The 5,886-nt window shown below is 49.6% G+C and carries 2 tRNA genes and 3 rRNA genes; all 5 read right to left on the reverse strand.

From position 1 onward, the window contains the following. Nucleotides 1–24: 24 nt before the first annotated feature. Nucleotides 25–137 (reverse strand): 5S ribosomal RNA (gene rrf, locus S2091_RS23540). Nucleotides 138–357: 220 nt separating this feature from the next. Further along, nucleotides 358–3,237, reverse strand: a 23S ribosomal RNA gene (locus S2091_RS23545). Nucleotides 3,238–3,675: 438 nt separating this feature from the next. Next, nucleotides 3,676–3,751, reverse strand: a tRNA-Ala gene (locus S2091_RS23550). Nucleotides 3,752–3,792: 41 nt separating this feature from the next. Further along, nucleotides 3,793–3,869: transfer RNA gene (locus S2091_RS23555), tRNA-Ile, on the reverse strand. 110 nt (nucleotides 3,870–3,979) lie between these two features. Further along, nucleotides 3,980–5,513: ribosomal RNA gene (locus S2091_RS23560) — 16S ribosomal RNA — on the reverse strand. Together the 16S, 23S and 5S rRNA genes with 2 tRNA genes alongside form the textbook arrangement of a ribosomal RNA operon. Nucleotides 5,514–5,886 lie beyond the last annotated feature (373 nt).

The following is a 5,886-nucleotide window of genomic DNA, read 5'->3' on the forward strand; positions in this document are numbered from 1 at the left end:
TAGCGGGGGTTTTTAGGAAGAACAGCCTGACGATAACCTACTTTCACACTGGTTGCAGCACTATCATTGGCGCAGAGTCGTTTCACGGTCCTGTTCGGGATGGGAAGGGGTGGGACCGACTCGCTATGGTCATCAAGCATAACTGGTTGACTCGCTGTGGGCATCGTTGTTCTGATGTCCGCAACAAATCCAATTGGGAAGAAGCAAGTAGAGCTGGCTGTGTTTGGTTGGTATGGCGGGAATTTACCGCCGACCTTCTTTCACAGAGCCGCTATTATACAGCGTTTATCAAGTTGTGACTGCACAAACAAGGTTGGCAACACGTATTACTCTTGTAGCTATACCTGTCAAGGTTATAGGGACAAGCCTTACGGGCAATTAGTACTGGTTAGCTTAATGCATTACTGCACTTCCACACCCAGCCTATCAACGTCCTGGTCTCGAACGACCCTTTAAAGAGCTCAAGGCTCTGGGATATCTCATCTTAAGGCGAGTTTCCCGCTTAGATGCTTTCAGCGGTTATCTCTTCCGAACATAGCTACCCGGCAATGCCACTGGCGTGACAACCGGTACACCAGAGGTTCGTCCACTCCGGTCCTCTCGTACTAGGAGCAGCCCCCTTCAAATATCCAACGCCCACGGCAGATAGGGACCAAACTGTCTCACGACGTTTTAAACCCAGCTCACGTACCACTTTAAATGGCGAACAGCCATACCCTTGGGACCGGCTACAGCCCCAGGATGTGATGAGCCGACATCGAGGTGCCAAACTCCCCCGTCGATATGAACTCTTGGGAGGAATCAGCCTGTTATCCCCAGAGTACCTTTTATCCGTTGAGCGATGGCCCTTCCATACAGAACCACCGGATCACTATGTCCTACTTTCGTACCTGCTCGACTTGTCAGTCTCGCAGTTAAGCACGCTTATGCCATTGCACTATCATCACGATGTCCGACCGTAATTAGCGTACCTTCGAACTCCTCCGTTACACTTTGGGAGGAGACCGCCCCAGTCAAACTGCCTACCATGCACTGTCCCCAACCCAGATAATGGGCCAAGGTTAGAATCTCAAACAAACCAGGGTGGTATTTCAAGGTTGGCTCCACGCAGACTGGCGTCCACGCTTCAAAGCCTCCCACCTATCCTACACAGATTGGTTCAAAATTCAATGCAAAGCTACAGTAAAGGTTCATGGGGTCTTTCCGTCTAGCCGCGGGTAGATTGCATCATCACAAACATTTCAACTTCGCTGAGTCTCGGGAGGAGACAGTGTGGCCATCATTACTCCATTCGTGCAGGTCGGAACTTACCCGACAAGGAATTTCGCTACCTTAGGACCGTTATAGTTACGGCCGCCGTTTACTGGGACTTCAATCAAGAGCTTGCACCCCATCATTTAATCTTCCAGCACCGGGCAGGAGTCACACCATATACGTCCACTTTCGTGTTTGCATAGTGCTGTGTTTTTATTAAACAGTTGCAGCCACCAGTTTATTGCAACCCTGTCGTCCTTCCCCCGCAGGAGGGTCAAACTACTAGGGCGTACCTTATCCCGAAGTTACGGTACCAATTTGCCGAGTTCCTTCTCCCGAGTTCTCTCAAGCGCCTTAGAATACTCATCTCGCCCACCTGTGTCGGTTTGCGGTACGGTCTCGTATGACTGAAGCTTAGAGGCTTTTCTTGGAACCACTTCCGATCGCTTCGTGAATAAATTCACTCGTCTCAACCCCTTGAATTACGCTGCCGGATTTGCCTAACAGCCTTCTACAAGTCAAGAACAGGCTCTTCCAACCGCCTGACGACCTTCCGCGATCCGTCCCCCCATCGCATCATACGACGGTGCAGGAATATTAACCTGCTTCCCATCAGCTACGCATCTCTGCCTCGCCTTAGGGGCCGACTCACCCTGCTCCGATGAACGTTGAACAGGAAACCTTGGGCTTACGGCGTGGAGGCTTTTCACCCCCATTATCGCTACTCATGTCAGCATTCGCACTTCTGATACCTCCAGCATCCTTTACAAGACACCTTCGCAGGCTTACAGAACGCTCTCCTACCATATATCCTAAGATATATCCGCAGCTTCGGTGACTGGCTTAGCCCCGTTACATCTTCCGCGCAGGACGACTCGATCAGTGAGCTATTACGCTTTCTTTAAAGGGTGGCTGCTTCTAAGCCAACCTCCTGACTGTTTTAGCCTTCCCACTTCGTTTTCCACTTAGCCAATCTTGGGGACCTTAGCTGGCGGTCTGGGTTGTTTCCCTCTTGACGCCGGACGTTAGCACCCGACGTCTGTCTCCCAAGCTCGCACTCATCGGTATTCGGAGTTTGCAATGGGTTGGTAAGTCGCGATGACCCCCTAGCCATAACAGTGCTCTACCCCCGATGGTGATACTTGAGGCACTACCTAAATAGTTTTCGGAGAGAACCAGCTATTTCCAAGTTTGTTTAGCCTTTCACCCCTACCCACAGCTCATCCCCTAATTTTTCAACATTAGTGGGTTCGGACCTCCAGTGCGTGTTACCGCACCTTCATCCTGGCCATGAGTAGATCACTTGGTTTCGGGTCTACACCCAGCGACTAATTCGCCCTATTCGGACTCGATTTCTCTTCGGCTTCCCTATGCGGTTAACCTTGCCACTGAATGTAAGTCGCTGACCCATTATACAAAAGGTACGCAGTCACTCCATTTTTCAAGAGCTCCTACTGTTTGTATGCACACGGTTTCAGGATCTATTTCACTCCCCTTCCGGGGTTCTTTTCGCCTTTCCCTCACGGTACTGGTTCACTATCGGTCGATATCGCGTATTTAGCCTTGGAGGATGGTCCCCCCATGTTCAGACAGGATTTCTCGTGTCCCGCCCTACTTTTCGTACACTTAGTATCGCCACGTCTGTTTCGTATAAGGGGCTATCACCCTCTATGGCCGGACTTTCCATTCCGTTCTACTACAGTCGTGGGTATCATGTACAGGCTCTTCCCATTTCGCTCGCCACTACTTTGGGAATCTCGGTTGATTTCTTTTCCTGCAGCTACTTAGATGTTTCAGTTCGCCGCGTTCGCTTTGCATACCTATGTATTCAGTATGCAATGACCACTAGGGCCGGGTTTCCCCATTCGGAAATCTGCGGATCAAAGCGTGTTTGCTCGCTCCCCGCAGCTTATCGCAAGCTACTACGTCCTTCGTCGCCGGATATCGCCTAGGCATCCACCATGTGCACTTAGTCACTTGTCCCTATAACGTTAACCTCTGGTGTCAGCGTTCTTTCCTTACGGTCAGTCTTCTGGTTCATCACCAAAGTTCGGTATAGTTCTTTACTACATCTTACTTGAGTATTTTATTGCGTTGCCGTAGCTCAAGTGTCTTTGTATTTCTATGCCATTATTCCTAATGACTACTTGGATCACTCGTTACTACTTTATGTTTGTTCGATACAATCACAACCCATTTATATTAAACAAGACTCATCCGAGCATTTCTCTGGATAAACACATTCTAATTTTCTCTACTTAACTTCTTCTCAATTTTTAAAGAACGAAACAACCTTTTTGATCAAAGATCAAACCTAAATCCTGATGTTAAACCGACTACTACCGATTGCTCAGCAGTGTGTTATAACGTGATTTTTACTCACGGTCGATTTACGACGACTTAGGTTTGCACTTTAAAACGTGGTGGAGGTTAACGGGATCGAACCGTTCACCCCCTGCTTGCAAAGCAGGTGCTCTACCAGATGAGCTAAACCCCCATAAACTTCTATGCCATCCGATTGCTCGAACTTGCGTAACTTGGTGGGTCTGGTTGGGCTCGAACCAACGACCCCCGCGTTATCAACACGGTGCTCTAACCAACTGAGCTACAGACCCGCATTGTTGCGTTGACGTTACTTCGATTACTCTCAGCAACGGCGGCGTTTCATGTTCTTTTTTAACTACAGTCAATAAGTGTGGACACGTAAAACTTCGCGTGACTCTAGAAAGGAGGTGATCCAGCCGCACCTTCCGATACGGCTACCTTGTTACGACTTCACCCCAGTCACGAATCCCACCGTGGTAAGCGCCCTCCTTGCGGTTAAGCTACCTACTTCTGGTGAAACCCGCTCCCATGGTGTGACGGGCGGTGTGTACAAGACCCGGGAACGTATTCACCGCGACATGCTGATCCGCGATTACTAGCGATTCCAACTTCATGGAGTCGAGTTGCAGACTCCAATCCGGACTACGATACACTTTCTGGGATTAGCTCCCCCTCGCGGGTTGGCGACCCTCTGTATGTACCATTGTATGACGTGTGAAGCCCTACCCATAAGGGCCATGAGGACTTGACGTCATCCCCACCTTCCTCCGGTTTGTCACCGGCAGTCTCATTAAAGTGCCCAACTAAATGATGGCAATTAATGACAAGGGTTGCGCTCGTTGCGGGACTTAACCCAACATCTCACGACACGAGCTGACGACAGCCATGCAGCACCTGTGTATCAGTTCTCTTGCGAGCACTCTCTGATCTCTCAAAGATTCTGACCATGTCAAGGGTAGGTAAGGTTTTTCGCGTTGCATCGAATTAATCCACATCATCCACCGCTTGTGCGGGTCCCCGTCAATTCCTTTGAGTTTTAATCTTGCGACCGTACTCCCCAGGCGGTCTACTTCACGCGTTAGCTGCGTTACCAAGACAATTAAGTCCCGACAACTAGTAGACATCGTTTAGGGCGTGGACTACCAGGGTATCTAATCCTGTTTGCTCCCCACGCTTTCGTGCATGAGCGTCAGTGTTATCCCAGGGGGCTGCCTTCGCCATCGGTATTCCTCCACATCTCTACGCATTTCACTGCTACACGTGGAATTCTACCCCCCTCTGACACACTCTAGCGTTGCAGTCTCAAATGCCATTCCCAGGTTGAGCCCGGGGATTTCACATCTGACTTACAACACCGCCTGCGCACGCTTTACGCCCAGTAATTCCGATTAACGCTTGCACCCTACGTATTACCGCGGCTGCTGGCACGTAGTTAGCCGGTGCTTATTCTTCAGGTACCGTCATTAGTAAACTATATTAGAGTTCACCGTTTCTTCCCTGACAAAAGAGCTTTACAACCCGAAGGCCTTCTTCACTCACGCGGCATTGCTGGATCAGGCTTGCGCCCATTGTCCAAAATTCCCCACTGCTGCCTCCCGTAGGAGTCTGGACCGTGTCTCAGTTCCAGTGTGGCTGGTCGTCCTCTCAGACCAGCTACTGATCGATGCCTTGGTGAGCCTTTACCTCACCAACTAGCTAATCAGATATCGGCCGCTCTAAAAGCATGAGGTCTTGCGAGCCCCCACTTTCCTCCGTAGAGAATATGCGGTATTAGCGCAACTTTCGCTGCGTTATCCCCCACTTCTAGGTACGTTCCGATATATTACTCACCCGTTCGCCACTCGCCACCAGGTTGCCCCGTGCTGCCGTTCGACTTGCATGTGTAAGGCATGCCGCCAGCGTTCAATCTGAGCCAGGATCAAACTCTTCAGTTTAATGCCTGTTACTTGTGACCATTTCTGGCCTCTGTCATTGCTGACAGGTCGCTCACTCAAAATACTGACAGGTTACTGAATTGCTTCAGTTTCCTTATTTATCTTTTCGTGAACATTTAATACTTTTGTCATCGCAACCGAAGTCGCGATTCGCTGGTATTACATGCCCACATTTATTGACTGTATGTTGTTAAAGAACGTCACATTAATGTGACTACCTGTGTTTTCCGATTCCTAAAAACCGTACTCTTCGCTGACAAAGCGTTTTGTTTGTCAGCAGCACAGAAACGAGATTATGGGGCTTTTGCTACTCCGCGTCAACACTTATTTTTCGACACTTCGTTTTTTCTGCTCTCCCACTTTACTGCTCTCG

The sequence above is a fragment of the Solimicrobium silvestre genome, from assembly GCF_002976435.1.
Lineage (GTDB): Bacteria > Pseudomonadota > Gammaproteobacteria > Burkholderiales > Burkholderiaceae_D > Solimicrobium > Solimicrobium silvestre.